Below are 19,919 nucleotides of genomic sequence, written 5' to 3'. Positions count from 1 at the left end.
CTCAGGCGGCCATCAGCTTTTTCACCGCTCTCATATCCTGCAGGAACCGGTCGCGTTCTGCCTGCTTATCCGCCGGCTCGCGAATGCGCAGGATGAAGGACGGGTGGATGGTGACGAAGACACGCAAGCCATCGTCGCGCTTCACCACCGCCCCGCGCATCTTCATGATCGGCACCACCTTGCCGAGCAGCGCCTGCGCCGCCGTTGCGCCGAGCGCTACCGCCAAATTGGGCTTGATCAGATCGATCTCCTTGTCGAGCCACCAGCGGCAAGCCTGCACCTCGCCGGCGTTGGGCTTCGAGTGGATGCGCCGCTTGCCGCGCGGCTCGAACTTGAAATGCTTGACGGCGTTGGTGACGTAGACTTTCAGCCGATCGACGCCCGCATCGTCCAGGATCGCGTCGAACACCTTGCCGGCCGGGCCGACGAAAGGCTTGCCCGCCAGATCCTCCTGGTCGCCCGGCTGTTCGCCGACGAAGATCACCTTGGCTTTATCAGGGCCTTCACCGAACACCGTCTGCGTGGCGTCGTGCCATAGCGGACAGCGGCGGCAGATCTTGGCCGTTTCGCGCAGTTCAGGAATCGTTCTGGCGTCGATTTCTGTCGTTTCCGGAGACTTGCTTGCAGGCAAGCTTCTTGCCTGCACCTTGGCATGGTCCGGCGTCGGGGTTGTCTGCATCCTGGCGATCATGACTAAGGCGGCCTTGTTCGCTCCTGCAATCAGACACGCAATGAGCAAAGCCCGCCGAAGGTTCCGCTGAAATTATTCCGCATGGGCCTTCGACGGCGGATGGCCGACGATGTGATGCCCTACACCTCGTGCAGATAGAGGTGATAATCCAGTTCGCTGACCGTGCGCGCGACGCGCAGATATTCCGATTGCTTGATCGCCACGAACGTCCGGTGCAGATCTTCGCCCAATGCGCCCTTGAGGAAACTCGACGCCCTTGCCGCCTCGATCGCGGCACGCCAGTCGACCGGCATCGTCGTGCGCGTGACAGCCGATTCGTACCCATTGCCGGTGGTTTCGGGACCGGGATCGAGGCCTTCGTCAAGGCCTTTGACGATGCCTGCCAGCACCGTGGCTGCCACCAGGTAAGGATTCGCGTCGACGCCCGACGGCCGGTGCTCGATGCGCCGATTTTTTGCGTTGCCGGCCGGCACACGCAGTGCCACCGAACGGTTGTTGACGCCCCAGGTCGGCGCCACCGGCGCATAGGATTGCGAGACGAAGCGCCGCCACGAGTTGGCGTGCGGCGCAAAGACCAGCATCGATTCCGCCATCGTCTGGATCAGTCCGCCGAGGCCGCGCAGCAGAGGCAGCGACCAGCTTTCACCGCCGGTTTCGGCAAAGACATTCTTGCCGGCATCGTCCAGCAGCGAGACATGAAAATGCATGCCCGAGCCGGCATATTTCTCGATCGGCTTGGCCATGAAGCAAGCGGTGACACCATGACGGCGCGCCTGCGCCCGCACCAGACGCTTGAGCATGACGAGATCGTCAGCCGCCCGCATCACATCCTTGCGGTAGTTGAGCGTCAATTCGTACTGGCCCGGCGCATATTCGGAAATGACCGTCTCGGCCGGGATGCCTTGCACCTTGGCTGCAGCATAGATGTCGGAAAACAGCGGCTCCATGCCGTGCAGATGATCGACGGAATAGACCTCCGTCTTGGCCGAGCGGCGTCCGTCGAGCACCGCGTGCGCCGGCTGCACCTTGCCTTCGGCATCGCGCTCGTTGGCGAGCAGGAAGAATTCGAGCTCGAAGGCGCCGGCCGGATGCAGGCCCTTGGCCGCAAGGATATCTACCTGGCGGGCGAGCGCCAACCGCGGGTCGGACGACATTGGCTGGCCGTCGAGATGGTACATCGCCATCAGCACCTGGCCGCGCGGCGGCTGCGTGCCGAACAGCGGCACCAGCGTGCCAGGGATCGGCCATGCCCGGAGATCGCCGTCGCCAGTCGTCCAGATCAGCCCGGTCTCGTGCACATCCTCGCCGGTGATATCGAGGCCGAGGATCGAGATCGGCATGTGCCGGCCGTTCTCGAAGATGCTCATCAGTTCGTGCCGGCGCACGATCTTGCCGCGCCCGACACCGTTGGCGTCGGTCAGCACGATATCGAAGGCTTCGATCTCGGGATGGGCGTCGAGAAAGGCCTGCGCCTCGGCGGGCGTCGATCCCGAAGGGGATGTCGTGACCAGGTTCAAACTTTGCTTAGGTGCTTGTTTCATGCCGCAAGCTTGTCTCACGCCGTAAGCTTTGCCGCAACTGCGCCGAAGGCAGTGATCAGCCGGTTCACCTGGGCGGCGCTGGTCGCAGGAGAGATCAGCATCATGTTGTGGAAGGGTGCGATCAGCACGCCGCGATTGACCAGCGCGACATGGATTGCCGCTTCGAGCTCCGGTGCATGCGCAGCTTCCGCCTCGCCGCCATTCCTCAGCGGGCCCGGCGCGCAGATGAACTCGACGCGGGCGCCGACACGTGAGACATGCCAGGGCAGCCGGTAGCGGTCGATGACGGCGGTCAGTCCGGCGTCGAGCCGCCGCGCCAGACGATCCATCTGGCCGTAGGCCTCGTCGGTCATCACCTCTTCCAATGTGGCGCGCATCGCCGCGAATTGCAGCGGATTGCCCGACAGTGTCGTGCCCATGCCCGAATAGCCCGGCTCCTTCACCCTGTTATAGGCGGCATAGCGGGTCGCGACGTCCTCGCTTATCCCCCACACACTGGCCGGCACGCCGCCGGCGATCGGCTTGCCGAGCACGAACAGATCAGGCTCCAGCCCGAATTTTCTCGTATAGCCGCCGGGACCGGTCGAGATGGTATGCGTCTCGTCGATTAGCAGCAGCGTGCTGGTCGCACGAGTAAGACGCCGCAACCCATCATGAAAGCCGGCTTCGGGCAGCACCATGCAGGAGTTGGTCAGCACCGGCTCGGTGATGACGCAGGCGACATCGTTGCCCCGGAGTGCCGCGTCGAGCGCCGGCAGATCGTTGAACTCGACGACATCAGTTGCCCGTGTCAGGTCGCGGAACTCGCCGGCCAATCCCGGCCGGTTGACCGGTCTGCCGTCGATGAGCCGCACCATAGTCTCGTCGACCGAGCCGTGATAGCAGCCGTTGAAGACCAGAATCTTCTCGCGGCTGGTGACGGCGCGGGCAACGCGTAACGCAAAGCGGTTGGCGTCGGTCGCCGTCGTTGCGATCTGCCAGAAAGGCAGGCCGAACCGCTGTTTCAGCAGCGGCCCGATGGCCAGTGCGTCTTCGCTGGGCAGCATATAGGTCAGGCCGCTTCCGGCCTGCCGGCGGATGGCGCGGGCGACCGGCGGCGGCGAATGGCCGAACATCGAGCCGGTGTCGCCAAGACAGAAATCGTCCAGTCGGTTGCCGTCGATGTCGGTGATCGTGGCGCCCCTGGCGCTGTCGACCAGAATCGGGAAAGGCGTCGGCCAGTCATTCATCCAGTGCATCGGCACGCCGCCGAAGAAGCCGGGCAAGCCATTGCCGATTATGGCCATCGATTTCGGCCGCGCCTGGCGGAAGACTTCTGCCTCGATCTCGTACAACTCGGCGATCCGGGCCGGGCCGATGCCGCCGATGGAAGTCTTTGCATGGTCGATGACGTTCATGGCGGCCCCTCTCAGTCGCAGTTTAGACAATCGGCATCCGCCACCGCAATTGGCCGGGCGGCTGCCCTGTGTTGGGTCAGCGGTCATTTAAATGGAAACAGGCGCTTGACCGCGAGCCGCCTTCGGGCGCCAATGGTACTTCGGCCGGAGGGGACAAGATGGTGCGGGCGATCGTCTGCGCAGCAACGCTGCTGTCGTCGGTTGGTGCGGCTCTGGCGTCGGGCGGCATCTGGTGTTCCGCCGAGGATGCAGCCGTCAAATTTCAGGTCGGTGCCGGGGTCACCAGAGGCATGGGCGGGCCGACCTTCAATTTTAGCGGCGAGCTCGAAATTCTGGGCAGGCCGGCTGCCGACAGTCTGCGCAAGACGGTGTTCGGGGATCAGAACCTCACGCAATATTGGCTCGACAACAAGGAACTGCGGCTGCTTGTCTACCACGAACGGCAGGTCGAAAACGCCTATGGCTATGTCGAACTGGCGATCCTGACCAAGGCCAGCGACGAAGGCGTCTATGACGGCCGCTACTTGCTCTCAATCTATGATGTTACGGCTGATGCCGAAAAGGACGGCAAACCGGATGAATTGACCGGCAAAGTATCTTGCGGAGCCGAGTAAGTAACAGGCTACGCCGAAATATCGATGACGCCGCAGTCACCCGCGGCGCTGCCAAAGGCGACGCGGCGCTCTTGCCTGTCCCACATTATCGAGGTGACGGCGCCCTTGCCCGGCCGGCGCAACAGCACTTCCCTGGCGTCGGCGAAGCGCACCGCCATCACCATGCCGTCATCATAGCCGACAGCAACGACGTCCTGGCTCGGGTGACAGGCGACGGAGGTGACCATCGCATTGCCGCGCGTGCCGAGTTCCAGCGGCGCCTTGCCCATCGGCCCGTCCTTGCCCGAAAACGGCCAGACGATCGCCGCCGGCGCGCCGGAACTCGCCAGCCATTTGCCCTTGGCGCTCCACGACAGGCTTTTGACCTTGCCGGGGTAGCCGGACATCCGCATGTGCTTGCCGTCGGCAAGCTTCCAGCCATGCAGCGCGTTTTCCTGCATGGTGGTGACGACGAAGCCGCCGTCCGGCGAGAAGGTGATGCCGGTGTGGGCACCGGCCCATTCGAGTTCGACCGGCTTGCCGTCGGCGGCCGGGAAATGCAGCGTCGCGCCATTGTAGCGGGCAACGCCGAAGCGCATGCCCTTGGGCGAGAAGGCCAGCCCCTCGACCGAGCGCGGATGCGAGAATTCCCTGGTTTTGCCGTCGGCAAAGCGCACATAGGCAATCTTGCCCGAAGCATAGGCAACAGCGCCTTGCGGCCCGGCGGCGACGCTGGTGATCCATTTTTTGCCTGCGGTCGCCAATTCCGCGGTATTGCCGCCAGCGGTCACGCCAAAGATCCTGCCGTCCTCACCACCGGTGATCAGCCGGTCGTTCGCCGCATCATGGAAGGCGGCGAGCATCCCGTCATTGGCCTGCACCGTCTTGTGGCCGTGGTCGAGCCGATGGATTGTGCCGTCAGCCAGCGCAAAGTGCGGCACGTCGCCGAGGAACACGGCGGCGAGGCAGTGGCCTTCGAGATCGAGCGGGGCGACTGTGGGCATGAGAGATAGTTCCGTCCGAGGTTTCTGCTACCTCACCCTTAAGGGGTTGAGCTGCCCGTCTCAACCCGTGCTTCGGATCGTCGTGAGTAGAGAGCGCCAGCGTTGCGGCTGCCCCTCCTCCCACAAGGGGGAAAAGGAAGAAGGTAGCTAAATCAAGCGGCCTGGCAGGCCTCGAAGCTTGTCTTCAGCCGCTCGGCATCGAGTTCGCGTCCGATGAACACCAGCCGGCTCTCGTGTTTCTCGCCGTCCTTCCAGGCGCGCTGGTGGTCGCCCTCGATGATCATGTGCACGCCCTGGATGACATAGCGCTCGTCATCGCCTTTCAGCGCGATGATCCCTTTCAGCCGCAGGATGTTCGGGCCTTCCATCTGGGTGACCTTCTCGATCCACGGGAAGAACTTTTTCGGGTCCATCTCGCCACCGCGCAGCGACACCGACTGCACGGTCACGTCATGGATGTCGGAAGGGTGCGCATGATGATGGCCGTCATGATCGTGGTGATCATGGCCGTCGTGATCATGGTGGTGGTGGTCATGATCATGATCATGATCATGATGGTCGTGATCGTCATGCGCCTCGAGGAAGTGCGGATCGTTCTCCAGCGCTCGGGACAGGTCGAACGCACCGCGATCCAGCACCTCGGACAGCGCCACGCTGGCGCGCGTGGTGCGATGGATGCGTGCCGCCGGGTTGATGGCGCGGATCGTTGCCTCAACCTTGCTCAGCTCTTCGGGGGTGACGAGATCGGTCTTGTTGAGCACGACGACATCGGCAAAGGCGATCTGGTCCTCGGCCTCGCGGGAATCCTTGAGGCGCAGCGGCAGGTGCTTGGCGTCGACCAGCGCCACCACCGCATCGAGCCTGGTCTTGGAACGCACGTCGTCGTCCATGAAGAAGGTTTGTGCTACCGGCACGGGATCGGCGAGGCCTGTGGTCTCGACGACGATGGCGTCGAAGCGGCCGGGCCGGCGCATCAGGCCTTCGACGACGCGGATCAGGTCGCCGCGCACGGTGCAGCAGACGCAGCCATTGTTCATCTCGTAGATTTCCTCGTCGGATTCCACGATCAGCTCGTTGTCGATGCCGATCTCGCCGAATTCATTGACGATGACCGCGTAGCGCTTGCCATGGTTTTCCGAAAGGATGCGGTTCAGCAGTGTCGTCTTGCCGGCGCCAAGATAGCCGGTGAGGACGGTTACGGGGATCTGCGTCTGTGCGTCGCTCATATTGTGCCTCGAATAGGGATTGTCGGCTCCATATAGGATGTGTGCTCGGCTTTTGCACGAGCCAAACCGGTGGACCAAAGAGAGGCTGGTATTGCCGAACTTTCCTCACATTGCCGAACTTTCATTGGCGCGGGTTGGCGGTGGGCTTAGACAGGCAAAGGTCATTCACGAGGGCTGTTCGCATTGAAGACACGCCAGATGTCCGACAAGTCCTTGCCACTAAGCCGTCGGCAGGCGCTCCGTCTCGTTGCGGTTACCGCTGGCGGCATATTCCTGCCCGCCGGTGCAAGGGCCGGGAAGGTTTCGCCCTATGCCGGGCTTGCTTTGTTCGAAGCCGGTGCCGGCGTCTGCGCCATCACGCCCGAGGTCACCGAAGGGCCGTTCTATTTCGACCCGAAGCTCGAACGCGCCGATATCACCGAGGGCAAGAAGGGCATCGCCCTCAATGTGCGGCTGCAAATCGTCGACGCCGCCTGCCGGCCGCTTCCCGGCGCACGCGTCGACATCTGGCATTGCGACGCCCAGGGCGCCTATTCCGGTTATCCCGGACAGGGCGACGGGCAGGATATCGACACGTCCGGCCAGAGTTTTCTGCGGGGCTGGCAGAGAACCGATGAAAGCGGCATCGCTTCTTTCGCCACCATCTATCCCGGCTGGTATCGCGGCCGCACCACCCACATCCATTTCAAGATTTTCCCTGACGACCGCTCCGTAATGACCGGCCAGATGTTCTTCCCCGACAGCCTCAGCGAGCAGATATTCGCCACCGTCGCGCCCTATAAAGATCGCCCGGGCAAACGCGATACATCGAACGCGCGGGACGGCATTGCGCGGCAGGCCGGGCTGCTGTCGCAGGCAGCGCTGCGGGAAATGGCGGACGCCTTTCAGGCCTTGATGGTGGTCGCGGTGAAGGCCGGTTGAGAACGCCTCGTCATGTCCCATCCAGCCCTTCCAGAAAGTCGTTTGTCATCTAACTGAAATAAACATCTGGCATTAGCCACGGCGAACACCGCGATGCTTGCCGGCAAAGCTATTTTCCGAGCCGGAATGTTTTCGATGGTCATTGCCAACCGGCGGCCTGCTTCTATGCTGTCCGCTCCGGTTCGGCCGAGGAGGGATGAGCATGGCCAAGGCGGACAAGACTGCAACAATGAGCCGGCTGCATTCGGCGGCGCGGCTGGCGCGCACGGCGCTCGCCGCCCGGCTTCTGGCGCATGGTTTCTATGCCGGCCAGGACCAGATCATGCTGGCGCTCGACCGCGAGGATGGGCAGACGCCCGGCAACCTTGCCGGCCGCCTCGGCGTGCGTCCGCCGACCATCACCAAGACCATCAACCGGCTGCAGGCGCAGGGTTTTCTGGAGAAGCGCGCCTCGTCCGCCGATGCCCGCCAGGCGCATATTTTCCTCACCGACACCGGCCGCGAAATCATCCACGCCATCGAGAAGTCGGTGAAGAAGACCGAAAAGCAGGCATTGAAGGGTCTCGACAAGAAGGATCAGAAAGCGCTGTTCAAGCTGCTTGCCCGCGTCGAGGCGAACCTGTCGAACGGCGAAATGGTGCTCCCGGATGACGAACTGGATATCGAAGACAAGATGCTTGAATAGCTCACGCGTTCGCCGCTGACGGCCGCCGCGTCAGTGCCGACCAGCGTCCCGGTGTGACGCCGAACGCCTTCTTGAAATGCCGATTGAAATGGCTTTGATCACTGAAGCCGGCGGCGATTGCGATTTGCGCCAGCGGCTCGTCGGCTTCGATCATCCGACGGGCTCGCTGAAGCCGGCGCATCAACAGGAACCGGTGCGGGCTGGTCGAGAAGGTCGCGCGAAAATGCCGCGACAGGGCATAACGGTCCAATCCGGTTATCGCCTCCAATTCGTCTGAACGTACAATCCGCGCGACATTTTCCTCCAGGTAGTCGCGCGCCAGGCTGGCGGCGCGCCACGCCGTTTTCGCTACCGGTTTCGCCGGCTGACCGGCGTGCCGGGCCAGGCTTTGCATAAGCTGCGTCATGAAATCGACGACAAACAGCTCGTCCAGTTGCTGATCCAGCGGCCCGAGCGCCGAAAGCAGCGTCGCGCGGAGATCGCGGTCTGTCACCACGGCATTCCCGACGAATGGCAGTGATCCGCCGCCGAGACAATCGAGCATCAGCGACGGCTCCAAATAGAGCATTCTGTATCGCAAGCCGTCTTCGGTGCCGGCACCGCCATCGTGGAGTTCGTCGGGATGAAGGATAATGATCTGGCCAGGCAGGCTCCGATGCATTTGGCCGCGATAGCGGAAGCGCTGCACGCCATAAAGCGTCACCCCGATCGCATAGGTGTCGTGGCGATGGAGATCGAAGGCGTTGCCGTGGAACCGGGCCTCGATGCGTTCCATGCCGACAGCACGGGGTGCCGGTACGATGCAGTTTTCGGCTGCATCCACGCACAAACGTCCAAGACCCTGAAAGGCTTCCCCGTCTAGACCGTGCGGCATCGCTTTTCTCGCAGCCTCGGATTGGCCCCCTTTCAGATTGGAAACTGTCGCATGTTCGATACGAAATTTGCAATCGTGCTCAAGGATGATCTTCCCGTCTGGCAAAAGCTCAATGTCACCGCCTTTCTGACCAGCGGCATCGTCGCGCAGTTTCCCGACATTATCGGTGACCCCTACCGTGATCGCGCCGGCAATATCTACAACCCGCTGTCGATCCAGCCGGTCATCGTGCTTTCGGCGGACGGCCAGATGCTCGGCGCGATCCAGCGGCGGGCGCTGGAGCGTGGTGTGACGGTATCGCTCTATGTCGAGGAAATGTTTTCGACTGGTTATGATCTGGCCAACCGTGCCGTCTTTGCCGAATTTGCACCGGAAGATGCCAAGGTGGTCGGCATCGCGCTTCGCGCCGAAAAGAAACTCGTCGACAGGATCACCAAGGGTGCCCGCATGCACGCTTGACTCGTCGGCCACCAGCAACAAAACCTTAGCCTGTCGTTGTGCCAGCCTCTTTTGGCTTGCCCGCAGGCGACAATTCCCGCATGGGTGAAGGACTGCCTTGCTTCCCGTCCGGCCTGAAATTGAATGCTTCCCCAAGACATGACGAAAGCGCGACATCGCCGGCGGCGATCCTGTGCATGCTTTCCGTCTATGTGTTTTTCACCTTCCTCGACACCAGCAGCAAGTACCTTGTCCTGGCCGGCGTCTCGGCGCTGATCGTCGCGTGGACCCGCTTCGCGGTCCATGTGCTGATCGTCGGCGTTTTTCTGCGCGGATGGCGTGAGCCGCTGCGCTTTCGTCCCGCCAACCTGCCGGCGCACATCACGCGCGGTCTGCTCCTGTTCGGATCGACGATGTTCAACATTCTGGCGCTGCGGACGCTACAACTGGCGGAAACCACCTCGATCTACTTCTTCGGCCCTATGGTGATCACCGCGCTTGCCGGTCCGTTGCTCGGCGAATGGGCCGGCTGGCGGCGCTGGCTGGCGATCATGAGCGGCTTTGTCGGCGTCCTCATCATCACCCGGCCGGGCGTCGGCGTTTTTGGCGTCGGCCATCTCTTTGCGCTCGGCTCGATGCTGTCGAACAGTTTCTACGTCATCATGACGCGCCGCATGTCGGCTACGGAAACCTCGGAAAGCCTCATCCTGTTTTCGGCGCTGGCGCCAGCCGTGCTGCTTTTGCCGACACTGCCGTTTTCGCCTTCGCTGCCGCAGGATGGCTGGCACTGGTTCATATTGCTGATGCTTGGCGTCTTCGGCGCCATCGGTCATTGGCTTCTTGTGCAGGCCTATCGCCTTGCCACCACCACGGCCCTGGCTCCCTATCCCTATTCGCAGATGATCTGGATGATCATCTCCGGCCTGATCGTCTTCAACCAGTTTCCCGATCGCTGGACGCTGGTCGGTGCCACAGTCATCGTCGCCAGCGGCCTCTACATCGTTCACCGTGAGCACCGGCTTCGTTTGCGCAACCGCGCGACGCTGGACGCGGAGGCGGAAGCGCTGGCAAAAAAACTTTGATTTGCTCGGAATCGATGGCATAAGAGCCGGCCTTTAAACAGTTTAAATTGCTTCGGGAGCGCAGGGCGCTGGCACAGAAGATCAAGCTTTCGACCATCGCGGATGCGCTCGGCGTGTCCACGGCCACGGTCTCGCTGGCCTTGCGCGACAGCCCGCTGGTCGCCGGCGGCACCCGCGACCGCATCAAGGAACATGCCCGCGCCATCGGCTATATTTACAACCGCCGCGCCGCCAGCCTGCGCACCTCGCGCTCGGGCATAGTCGGCGTCGTCGTCCACGACATCATGAACCCGTTCTTTGCCGAGATATTGCGTTCGATAGAGAGCGAGCTCGACCGCAGCCGGCAAACCTTCATCCTGTCGAACCACTACGACCAGCTCGAGAAACAACGCACTTTCATCGACACGCTTCTGCAGCTCGGCGCTGACGGGGTCATCATGTCGCCGGCCATCGGCACGCCGCCCGAAGACATATTCATGGCCGAGGAGAACGGTCTTCCGGCAGTGCTGATTGCACGCACCGTCGAAGGTGCCGACGTGCCGGTGTTTCGCGGCGACGATGCCTATGGCACCGGGCTTGCCACCAACCATCTGATCTCGCTTGGCCACAAGCGCATCGCAATGATCGGCGGTACCGATCAGACGTCGACCGGCCGCGACCGCTATCAGGGATATGTCAACGCCATGGAGGCGGCGGGGCTTGAGGTCAGGCCGTCCTGGCGCATCGCCGGCCCGCGCACCAAGCAGGCCGGCTTCGAGGCTGCCGGGCAGTTCCTGGCGCTAAAGGACAGACCGACCGCCGCCTGCTGCTGGAATGACCTCGTCGCCATCGGCCTGATGAACGGCATTGCCCGCGCTGGTCTGGTGCCGGGCATCGACATTTCGGTCACTGGTTATGACGACCTCGAGGAGGCGGCGATCGCGACGCCGGCGCTAACCACGGTCTGGAACGGCCAGCGTGAGGTTGGCCGCCGCGCTGCCAGCGCGCTGCTCGACAAACTCAACGGACAGACGGTGCGGCCGTCGCAGGAACTGATCAAGCCGGAACTGCATGTGCGCCAGTCGACCGGCAAACCGGTGGAACGTGCATGACAAAAACCGACCAGCAAGCTGTCACCATTCTGGTGCCGGGCCAGTTCAACGACCATGCGGTCGGCCGCATCGACGGGGCGTTCAGCCGCGTCCGGATCGAACGCGCCGATCCGTCCCTGGTCACCGACGAGATGCGCCTTACGGTGCGCGGCATAGCCGCCTTTGGCGGCATAAGCGCCGCGTTGATGGACGCGCTGCCAAAGCTCGAGATTATCGCCAATTTCGGCGTCGGCTATGATTCGGTAGATGTCCACCACGCCGCACGGCGCGGCATCATGGTCACCAACACACCGGATGTGCTGACCGAAGAGGTCGCCGACACGGCGCTCGGCCTGTTGATCAATACCATCCGCGAACTGCCGCGCGCCGAGGCCTGGCTGCGCGACGGAAGTTGGCTGCGCAACGGCAACTATCCGCTGAGCCGGCTGACTTTGCGCGGTCGCCATGTCGGCATCTTCGGCATGGGCCGCATCGGCCTCGCCATTGCCCGCCGGCTCGATGCTTTCGGACTGCCCATCGCCTATCACAACCGGCGCCGCGTCGAAGGCCTGTCCTATGACTATCACCCGACGCTGAAAGGTCTCGCCGAGGCGGTCGACACGCTGATCTCGGTGGCGCCCGGCGGGGCCTCGACGGACAAGGCCGTCAATGTCGAAATCCTCTCGGCTCTGGGGCCGAACGGCGTCTTCGTCAATATCGGCCGGGGCAGCACGGTCGACGAACCAGCTCTTGCCGCCGCACTTGCCAGCGGCAGCATCGCCGCTGCCGGGCTGGACGTTTTTGCCGACGAGCCGAACGTGCCTGCGGCGTTGCTTGCCGCGCCCAACACCTCGCTTTTGCCTCATGTCGGGTCGGCCTCGCAGCACACCCGCCGCGCGATGGCGGACCTGTGCGTCGACAATCTGGTCTCGTGGTTTTCGCAGCGCAAGGCGCTGACGCCGGTGCCGGAGACGGCAAACGTCAAGCCGAGGCCGTGACCGCCCTATTGTTAACTTCAGCTTAACCCTTCGGAATCATTCTGCCTCCTTGGCTAGTGTATGTCCCCTTGACAGCACATGGCAGCAAGATGAAGCGCGCCTCCTGATGACATCGAACACGGCGCGCTTGAAATGCGCGGAGAAACCAGGATGAAAACGCTTCCCGCATTGATGGCGATTGCTGCGCTGTTAGGCAGCGTCCAGCTGTTTTACGCCGGTAGCGGTCAAAGCCGCGCAGCCAGTGAGCCAGCACCTTCGTCCAGCACCTACAGGCTGGTAGCCCATGGTGACGAGGCGTCTTGTGCGGTCACCCGTGGCGCCGAGATTTCGCAAGGTCTGTCGCTGTTGACGGTCGCCGCGAATTGCCGCCAGGTGTTGCCCGGTGTCGAGCAGGCGAAGTTCTGGCGAGAGAAGAATGACGGCACGGTCACATTCAGCGCCAACGGCAGCGATCCGATCGTCATGTTCTCGGTCGCCGATGGCGACGGTTACGAATCCTACGCGCCGGCGCTGCCGCTGCTGACCCTGGCGTCGGCCGGCAACTGACGAGCGCTATTCTGCCGCCGCGCGCGACGCGGATTTTGCGGCAGCATGCAACCGCACCGCATCGCCGAAAGCGCGAAATATCTTTACCGAGATGCTGTCCGATTTGACCCAGTATTCGGGATGCCACTGGACGCCGACGGCGAAAGCCCGTGCATCGCGCACCGAGACCGCCTCGACAGTGCCGTCGGCGGCGACCGCTTCGACCTGCAGCTTTGGGCCAAGCCGGTCAACAGCCTGGCGATGCACCGAATTGACCATGATGTCGCCGGCGCCGAAGACCCCGGCCAGGCAACTGCCGGGTTTTATCGACACGCTCTGGCGGATGGCGAAGCGTTCGTCCTGATTGTCGCTTGCCGGCGCACGATGATCGAGCGAACCGGCGCGTTCCTGGATTTCAGTGGCCAGCGTGCCACCCAGCGCCACATTCATCTCCTGGATGCCGCGGCAGATCGCGAGCAGCGGTACTCCGCGCTCCACCGCCCTGCGGATCAGCGGCAGCGTGGTGGCGTCGCGGGCGGGGTCGTAGGGACCATTGGCTTCACTGGCGTCACCGCCGTAGAGCGAGGGATGAACGTTGGACTTCGAACCGGTGATCATGACGCCGTCGACGGCGGAAAGCAGTTCGTCGAAGTCGAGCCGGTCGCCGAAGGACGGTACCAGCAGCGGGAACACGCCTGCCCCTGAAAGCGCCGCTTCAAGATATTGCTGCGGCGCGGCATGCCAGGTGTAATTGTCGAACTGGCGGACGTCGGTCGATATGGCGACGAGCGGCTGGTGCATTTTGGTCCGGATCCCATCGGGTGCAACGAATTATCTGCCTGCAAAATAGGCGATCCGAAGGCGCATTTCCATGGCAAGTTTCGGCGTGTCGCGTAGGCCAGTTAATCGACCTTAGACTATAGTTGCAAGATCTGGCCCAACGCCGTGAATTTCCCCGAAATGCGCCACTCAAACCGGGCTGCCGCGCTGGACTCGACTCCTTGCCTGTGTATTGTCGGCTCGAAGCCGATGCGGGCGCCGAAGCGTCCCGAACGTCGGTCAGTTGATCCAAACGGGAGGAACTTCATGGATCGTCGTTCGTTCATCCGCAAGGCCGGCACCACCGGTTTCGGCGCTGCGGCCGCTGCCGCGACACTTGCTGCGCCGGCCATCGCCCAGTCCAATCCGAAAGTAACCTGGCGGCTGGCGTCGTCCTTCCCGAAGTCGCTCGATACGATCTACGGCGGTGCCGAAGTGTTTTCCAAGATGCTTTCGGAGGCGACCGACGGCAACTTCCAGGTCCAGGTCTTCGCTTCCGGCGAACTCGTTCCCGGCCTGCAGGCCGCCGATGCCACCACAGCCGGCACGGTCGAGGCCTGCCATACTGTGGCATACTATTACTGGGGCAAGGACCCGACCTGGGCGCTGGGAGCGGCGGTTCCGTTTTCGCTCAACGCGCGCGGCATCAACGCCTGGCACTATCATGGCGGGGGCATCGATCTGTTCAACGAGTTCCTGGCGACGCAGGGTCTGTTCGGGCTGCCGGGCGGCAATACCGGCGTGCAGATGGGCGGCTGGTTCCGCAAAGAGATCAAAACGGTTGCCGACCTTTCCGGCCTCAAGATGCGTATCGGCGGTTTTGCCGGCAAAGTGGTGCAAAGGCTCGGCGTGGTTCCGCAGCAGATCGCCGGTGGCGACATTTATCCGGCGCTGGAAAAGGGCACGATCGATGCCGCCGAATGGGTTGGCCCTTATGATGACGAGAAGCTCGGCTTCTACAAGGTTGCGCCCTATTACTACTATCCCGGCTGGTGGGAAGGTGGACCGACTGTCCATCTGATGTTCAACAAGGCGAAATACGACGAACTTTCGCCGGCTTACAAGTCGCTGGTGCACACTGCCGCCCAAGCGGCCGATGCCAACATGCTGCAGAAATACGACTACCTCAACCCGGCGGCGGTGAAGCGGCTGGTTGCCGGCGGCGCCAAGTTGAGCCCGTTCAGCCAGGAGATCATGGCCGCCTGCTTCGAAAAGGCCAACGAAGTTTATGCCGAGATGGAAGCCTCGAACGCGCCGTTCAAAAAGATCTGGGACTCGATCAAGGCGTTCCGCAAGGAGCATTATCTCTGGGCGCAGGTGGCCGAGTACAACTACGACACCTTCATGATGGTCCAACAGCGCAACAGCAAGCTCTGAACCTTGCTGCTCTGCGGCGCCGGCGTTCCTTCGGGACGCTGGCGCCGCAGCGCATTCCGTTTGCGATCAGCCGGGCACCACCAGAACCTTGACCTCGCCTGGCGCAGGCGGATTGGCGATCACTGCAGCTGACTCTTCAAGCGTGACCTGCCGCGATATCAGCCGGTCTACCTCGATTGCCCCCGAAGCGATAAGATCGGCGGCCCGGCGATGGGTAAAGGGATTGAGGAAGGAGCCCAGGACCTTCAACTCGCGGAACAGCAGGTCGAACGGTTCGAAGGCCGCTTTCATGCCTTGCGGCATAACGCCAACGACGACGATTGTGCCGCCCGCTTTGGCCAGCCGCATCGCCTGCTCAACAGTGTCTTTCACGCCGGCGCATTCGAACACCACGTCGACGCCGCCCGGCATCAAACCCGACCGGCCGACGATCGCATCGGTGACATCGAAGGCGCTGGGATCGAGCGTCGCCGTTGCGCCAAGTTGCTCAGCAAGAGCCCGCCGCGAGGCCTGACGCGTCGACAGGATGATGGTCGTCGCACCGGCGAGCTTTGCCAGCTGAACGGTGAGCAGGCCGATCACGCCGCCGCCGAGCACCGCGACCGACGAGCCTGGTTTGATCGCGGCAAGGTCCACGCCATGCAGGCAGCAACCGAGCGGCTCGCAGAAAGCACCATGCGTAGGCTTCAGATCGCCTGGCAAGGCGAAGGCCTGTTTCTGCGGCAAGGGAAGATATTCGGCAAAGCCGCCGTCGCGATGGATGCCGATGGCACGCAGATTGCTGCAGAGATTGACTCGGCCCGCCTGACAATGCGCACAGCGCCCGCAGGCAATATTGGGATCGCCGGTGACGCGGTCGCCGACCGAAAAGCCAGATACCTCAGGTCCGATCGCCTCGACGATGCCGGAGAATTCATGCCCGAGCGTCACCGGCGGCGTGCACGGGAATTCACCGTGGAAAAGATGCCTGTCGGTGCCGCAGACGCCGCACGCCTCGATCCGCACCAGCAGCTCGTCTGGCCCGGCGGTCGGTTTCTCGACCTCGCACACGGCGAGGCCGCCCACTCGCTCCAACCGAACCGCCTTCATAGCTGCAGGGCCTTCCTCAGTTGAAACTCGCCTCAGTTGAAACTCGGGGGTTGCGACAGATCGATTGCCGGTGCCGCCGGCTTCGCGGGCGGCTTTTCGTCGAAGCTCGGCGGCTGCGACAAATCCGGTGTGGAAGGTGAGGCCGGGGCAGTGCCGCCGTTGGCCGGCGGCGTGCCAAGCGGCGACAAGCCGATGCCAGGCGTTTCCGGCACCTGGTAGTTTATGGTGCCCGGATCGACGACGGTGCCTTTGTAGTGCATCACCATCTGCGGGAAGGCGATGGTCAGGCCGATCATGATCACCTGGATACAGACGAAGGGCACTGCGCCCCAATAGATCTGCCCTGTGGTGACCGGCGCGATCTGCTTGCCGGTGAGCCGGTCGATATAAGGCACGCGCGCGGCGACCGAGCGCAGATAAAACAGCGCGAAGCCGAAGGGCGGATGCATGAAGGAGGTCTGCATGTTGACGCCTAAAAGCACGCCGAACCAGATCAGGTCGATGCCGAGCTTGTCGGCCGCCGGTGCCAAAAGCGGAACGATGATGAAGGCAAGCTCGAAAAAGTCGAGGAAGAAGGCGAGCACGAAGACGAGGATGTTGACGCCAATCAGGAAACCGACTTCACCGCCCGGCAGCGAGGTCAACAGGTGCTCGACCCAGATGTGGCCATTGACCCCGTAAAAGGTCAGCGAGAACACCCGCGCGCCGATCAGGATGAACAGAACGAAGGACGACAGCCTGGTCGTCGAGGCCAGCGCCTGCTTGACCACGTCGAGCGACAGCCGCCCCTTCATCGCGGCCATTGCCAGCGCGCCGACGGCGCCCATGGCGCCGCCTTCCGTCGGCGTGGCGATGCCGAGGAAGATGGTGCCCAGCACCAGGAAGATCAGCGCCAGCGGCGGGATCAGGACGATGATCACCTGCTGCGCCAGCCTCGACATCAGGTTGATCTTCAGGCGCTGGTCGACGATCGCCACGACATAGATGAAGATGACGCCAATAGTGGCGCCGAGGATATCGGCGTTGCCGCCATGGTTCGGCGCAAGGTAGCGATACGCCGCATAGGAAACCACCACCGCCGCCAGCACCGCCGCCAGCAGCGACAGCACGCCGTGGCCGAGCGTGCGGGCCTCCAGCGGCAGGGCCGGCATCGACTTCGGCCGGAAGATCGACATGAGCAGGATGTAGAGCATGTAGATGCCGGTCAAAATGAGCCCGGGGATCAGCGCCCCCTTGTACATATCGCCGACCGAGCGGCCGAGCTGGTCGGCCAGGACGATCAGCACCAGCGACGGCGGGATGATCTGGGCGAGGGTCCCGGACGCGGCAATGACGCCGGATGCCAGCCGCCGGTCGTAGCCGTAGCGCAGCATGATCGGCAGCGAAATCAGACCCATGGCAATGACGGAGGCCGCCACCACGCCGGTCGTCGCGGCGAGCAGCGCGCCAACGAAAATCACGGCATAGGCAAGGCCACCACGGACCGGTCCGAACAGCTGGCCGATCGTGTCGAGCAGGTCTTCGGCCATGCCGGATCGTTCGAGCACGATGCCCATGAAGGTGAAGAACGGGATCGCCAGCAGCGTGTCGTTCGACATCACCCGGCTGCCATAGAAATTATCCGGCAACGCGTGCAGCAACGGCCAGGCGAGATTGATGGAGCCGCCCGAATAGGGCGACAGCAGCACGCCGATGAAGAAGAACATCAGGCCGTTGGCGGCGAGCGAGAAGGCGACGGGGTAGCCGATCAGCAGGAAGACGACCAGCGAGGCGAACATGATCGGCGCCATGTTCTGGGCGATGAACTCGATCACGAGCGCACCTCTTCGACGAGCGCCTTGGCTTCTAGCTCGGCCTGCTCATGCACCGATATGAACGGAGTGGGATCGTCCATCTGACCGCGCATGATGGCGATCTTCTTGATGATCTCGGAAATGCCCTGCAGCGCGAGCAGAAAAAAGCCGGCCAGCAGAATCGCCTTCGCTGGCCAGATGATCAGCCCGCCGGAATTGTTCGACATCTCGCCGCTGCGATACGACAGCGACACATAGGGAACGAAATAGACGACCATCAACGTCACGAACGGCATCAGGAAGAAGACGTGACCGAAAAGGTCGATCCAGTGCTGCACACGGCGCGAGAACATGCCGTAGACGATATCGATGCGGATATGGTCGTTCTGTTTCAGAGTGTAGGCGGCGGCCAGCATGAAGGCGGCGCCGAACAGATACCATTGCAATTCCAGCCAGGCGTTCGAGGACATGTCGAACACCTTGCGGATCACGGCGTTGGCGGCGCTTACCAGGATCGCCAGCAGGATCAGCCACGAAACCCATTTGCCGATGAATTCGTTCAAACGGTCAATGGCTCTGGAAAGAGCGAGAAGCCCTGCCATGCATTCCTCCCTTGTGTCGAAGCGCGCCGGTTCCCTGTCCGTCGCGTCGCTGTGGACCAACGGTATGCAGTGCGTGGTTCGGCGGGTCAACATCGGACAGCCCGCATAAACACAGTTGTGAGGTGGCCGCCGGCAAAATGCTGCCGCGTCCTTTGCATGTCCAAGGGGACATGTGGTTCATTCATCCAACCAAAGTCGGATGCGGCTCAGGCAATCTTCTGTTGGTCGCGGCCGGAGCCGATCAGCACAAGCATGGCGACGAGGAACAGGTACATCCACCCGTCCCGCCATTCGAGCGGGAAATAGCCGGCCCATAGCGATTCGGCCATGCCGAAAGCGGCGGCGCCCAGTGCCGCCCGCAAAGGCGAGAGATAGCCGCCCACTGCGGTCACGAACAGGATTTTCAACCCGTAGACCAACCCTGTGCCGAAGCTGATGTTGCCGTAGTAGAAGGCGGCGAGCACGCCAGCCATTGCCGCGCAAAGGCCGCCGAAAAGCACCGCCCGCCGAAACACCGCGCGGACATCGACGCCGCACATCGCAGCGGCCTTTGGATCGTCGGATACGGCACGCCAGCTTCGGCCGAAGCTGGAATGTGTGAACCCCCACGCAGCCAGCGAAATAGCCGCCAGCACGGCGGCGCAATCGAGCAACTGAATCAGTGTCAACGTCGCCTTGAAGCTGGCATTCTGCGCGAAGACGATGGTCTGGGCCAGCATTGGCGGCAACCATAGGTCATGGGTATCGGCGGCGATGCGGCTGGCTTCCGACAAGACCAGCAATATGCCGAGCGTGGTCACCACGATGGCGTTGGGCGAGCGGGCGGCCAGCGGTTCGAAGATGCTTCGCGACAGGACATGGCTGAGCAGCGCCGCATAAAGGAATGCCGCCGCTACGCCGAGCGCGACCGATGCAAACAGCGTCAGCCACAGCGCCTGATAGCCGAACGCCGCGGTGAGGATCATCGTATGCCCGCAAAAGGCGAACAGCGCGCCATAGGCAAGATTGGTGCGGTGCAGGATGCCGTTGGTCAGCACGTAGCCGAAGGCAAGCAATGCGTAGAGCGCGCCCGAATGCAGCCCGTTCAGAACCTGCTGGAAGAAATAGAGCATGCAAGACCCTCGATGCATGCCCCACATCGGGGCGGGGCTTGGGACGAACGACATTCTGGATACGGCGATCGCGCCACTGACG

20 protein-coding genes are annotated in these 19,919 nt (G+C 62.7%); 9 read left to right on the top strand and 11 right to left on the bottom strand.

Translation table 11 applies throughout. The features are described from left to right. Position 1 precedes the first annotated feature (1 nt). The 3 genes from NKI79_RS06945 to NKI79_RS06935 all read right to left on the bottom strand — a co-directional run bounded on the left by NKI79_RS06945 (position 2) and on the right by NKI79_RS06935 (position 3,629). The gene (locus NKI79_RS06945) at positions 2–739 is read right to left on the bottom strand and encodes a UdgX family uracil-DNA binding protein (RefSeq protein ID WP_502909791.1); all 738 of its coding nucleotides are present in this window, start codon (positions 737–739) and stop codon (positions 2–4) included. Between the two features lie 71 nt (positions 740–810). Beyond that, positions 811–2,232 carry a glutamine synthetase family protein gene (locus tag NKI79_RS06940; protein ID WP_352800654.1) on the bottom strand — a complete coding sequence of 474 codons (1,422 nt, stop codon included), beginning with the start codon at positions 2,230–2,232 and terminating at the stop codon, positions 811–813. Between the two features lie 14 nt (positions 2,233–2,246). Continuing rightward, positions 2,247–3,629 (bottom strand): aspartate aminotransferase family protein, encoded by a 1,383-nt coding sequence (locus tag NKI79_RS06935; RefSeq protein ID WP_352800650.1) that lies wholly within the window; start codon positions 3,627–3,629, stop codon positions 2,247–2,249. 158 nt (positions 3,630–3,787) lie between these two features. On the opposite strand from NKI79_RS06935, the gene NKI79_RS06930 reads away from it, so the two are divergent. Beyond that, positions 3,788–4,243: a hypothetical protein gene (locus tag NKI79_RS06930; protein ID WP_302893581.1), complete on the top strand. Its 456-nt coding sequence runs from the start codon at positions 3,788–3,790 to the stop codon at positions 4,241–4,243. Between the two features lie 8 nt (positions 4,244–4,251). Here NKI79_RS06930 and NKI79_RS06925 read toward each other — a convergent pair whose 3' ends face one another. Then, the gene (locus NKI79_RS06925) at positions 4,252–5,226 is read right to left on the bottom strand and encodes a WD40 repeat domain-containing protein (RefSeq protein ID WP_352800647.1); all 975 of its coding nucleotides are present in this window, start codon (positions 5,224–5,226) and stop codon (positions 4,252–4,254) included. Between the two features lie 152 nt (positions 5,227–5,378). Then, positions 5,379–6,452: a CobW family GTP-binding protein gene (locus NKI79_RS06920; RefSeq protein ID WP_352480077.1), complete on the bottom strand. Its 1,074-nt coding sequence runs from the start codon at positions 6,450–6,452 to the stop codon at positions 5,379–5,381. Between the two features lie 198 nt (positions 6,453–6,650). On the opposite strand from NKI79_RS06920, the gene NKI79_RS06915 reads away from it, so the two are divergent. After that, the gene (locus NKI79_RS06915; protein WP_352800645.1) at positions 6,651–7,373 is read left to right on the top strand and encodes an intradiol ring-cleavage dioxygenase; all 723 of its coding nucleotides are present in this window, start codon (positions 6,651–6,653) and stop codon (positions 7,371–7,373) included. 202 nt (positions 7,374–7,575) lie between these two features. Beyond that, positions 7,576–8,058, top strand: coding sequence for a MarR family winged helix-turn-helix transcriptional regulator (locus NKI79_RS06910; protein ID WP_254816029.1), 483 nt, complete (start codon positions 7,576–7,578; stop codon positions 8,056–8,058). A 1-nt stretch (position 8,059) separates the two neighbouring features. Here NKI79_RS06910 and NKI79_RS06905 read toward each other — a convergent pair whose 3' ends face one another. Next, a complete protein-coding gene (locus NKI79_RS06905) occupies positions 8,060–8,932 on the bottom strand; it encodes an AraC family transcriptional regulator (protein ID WP_352800643.1) in 873 nt (290 codons plus the stop codon). Between the two features lie 51 nt (positions 8,933–8,983). Here NKI79_RS06905 and NKI79_RS06900 point away from each other — a divergent pair, with 51 nt between their 5' ends. The 5 genes from NKI79_RS06900 (at position 8,984) to NKI79_RS06880 (ending at position 13,066) form a co-directional block, all read left to right on the top strand. Continuing rightward, positions 8,984–9,391, top strand: coding sequence for a DUF2000 family protein (locus NKI79_RS06900; protein WP_352800641.1), 408 nt, complete (start codon positions 8,984–8,986; stop codon positions 9,389–9,391). A gap of 176 nt (positions 9,392–9,567) precedes the next feature. After that, on the top strand, positions 9,568–10,452 hold the full coding sequence (locus tag NKI79_RS06895) for a DMT family transporter (RefSeq protein WP_352767319.1): 885 nt from the start codon (positions 9,568–9,570) through the stop codon (positions 10,450–10,452). A gap of 68 nt (positions 10,453–10,520) precedes the next feature. After that, positions 10,521–11,543, top strand: a complete 1,023-nt coding sequence (locus NKI79_RS06890) for a LacI family DNA-binding transcriptional regulator (RefSeq protein ID WP_254816382.1) — start codon at positions 10,521–10,523, stop codon at positions 11,541–11,543. Next, positions 11,540–12,520 carry a 2-hydroxyacid dehydrogenase gene (locus tag NKI79_RS06885; RefSeq protein ID WP_352800639.1) on the top strand — a complete coding sequence of 327 codons (981 nt, stop codon included), beginning with the start codon at positions 11,540–11,542 and terminating at the stop codon, positions 12,518–12,520. The genes NKI79_RS06890 and NKI79_RS06885 overlap by 4 nt, the downstream gene beginning before the upstream one ends. A gap of 150 nt (positions 12,521–12,670) precedes the next feature. Then, positions 12,671–13,066, top strand: coding sequence for a hypothetical protein (locus NKI79_RS06880; protein ID WP_352800637.1), 396 nt, complete (start codon positions 12,671–12,673; stop codon positions 13,064–13,066). Positions 13,067–13,072: 6 nt separating this feature from the next. Here the strand turns inward: NKI79_RS06880 and NKI79_RS06875 are convergent, their stop codons facing one another. After that, positions 13,073–13,846 (bottom strand): gamma-glutamyl-gamma-aminobutyrate hydrolase family protein, encoded by a 774-nt coding sequence (locus tag NKI79_RS06875; protein WP_352800635.1) that lies wholly within the window; start codon positions 13,844–13,846, stop codon positions 13,073–13,075. Between the two features lie 285 nt (positions 13,847–14,131). Between NKI79_RS06875 and NKI79_RS06870 the strand changes: the two genes are divergently transcribed. Further along, positions 14,132–15,241: a TRAP transporter substrate-binding protein gene (locus NKI79_RS06870; RefSeq protein ID WP_352469878.1), complete on the top strand. Its 1,110-nt coding sequence runs from the start codon at positions 14,132–14,134 to the stop codon at positions 15,239–15,241. Between the two features lie 66 nt (positions 15,242–15,307). On the opposite strand, the gene NKI79_RS06865 is transcribed toward NKI79_RS06870, so the two are convergent. From NKI79_RS06865 to NKI79_RS06850, 4 genes are all read right to left on the bottom strand, one after another. Further along, complete coding sequence (locus NKI79_RS06865; protein ID WP_352480084.1) at positions 15,308–16,330, bottom strand: zinc-dependent alcohol dehydrogenase family protein; 1,023 nt, start codon at positions 16,328–16,330, stop codon at positions 15,308–15,310. Between the two features lie 32 nt (positions 16,331–16,362). Continuing rightward, complete coding sequence (locus NKI79_RS06860; protein ID WP_352801065.1) at positions 16,363–18,141, bottom strand: TRAP transporter large permease; 1,779 nt, start codon at positions 18,139–18,141, stop codon at positions 16,363–16,365. Further along, complete coding sequence (locus NKI79_RS06855) at positions 18,141–18,725, bottom strand: TRAP transporter small permease subunit (protein ID WP_352700890.1); 585 nt, start codon at positions 18,723–18,725, stop codon at positions 18,141–18,143. The genes NKI79_RS06860 and NKI79_RS06855 overlap by 1 nt, the downstream gene beginning before the upstream one ends. Before the next feature lie 206 nt (positions 18,726–18,931). Beyond that, complete coding sequence (locus tag NKI79_RS06850) at positions 18,932–19,837, bottom strand: branched-chain amino acid ABC transporter permease (protein ID WP_352650069.1); 906 nt, start codon at positions 19,835–19,837, stop codon at positions 18,932–18,934. Positions 19,838–19,919: the final 82 nt, after the last annotated feature.

Origin of the sequence: Mesorhizobium sp. M0340 (genome assembly GCF_040321535.1) — a bacterium.
Classification (GTDB): Bacteria; Pseudomonadota; Alphaproteobacteria; order Rhizobiales; family Rhizobiaceae; genus Mesorhizobium.
This window is presented reverse-complemented; position numbering and strand designations above follow the sequence as displayed.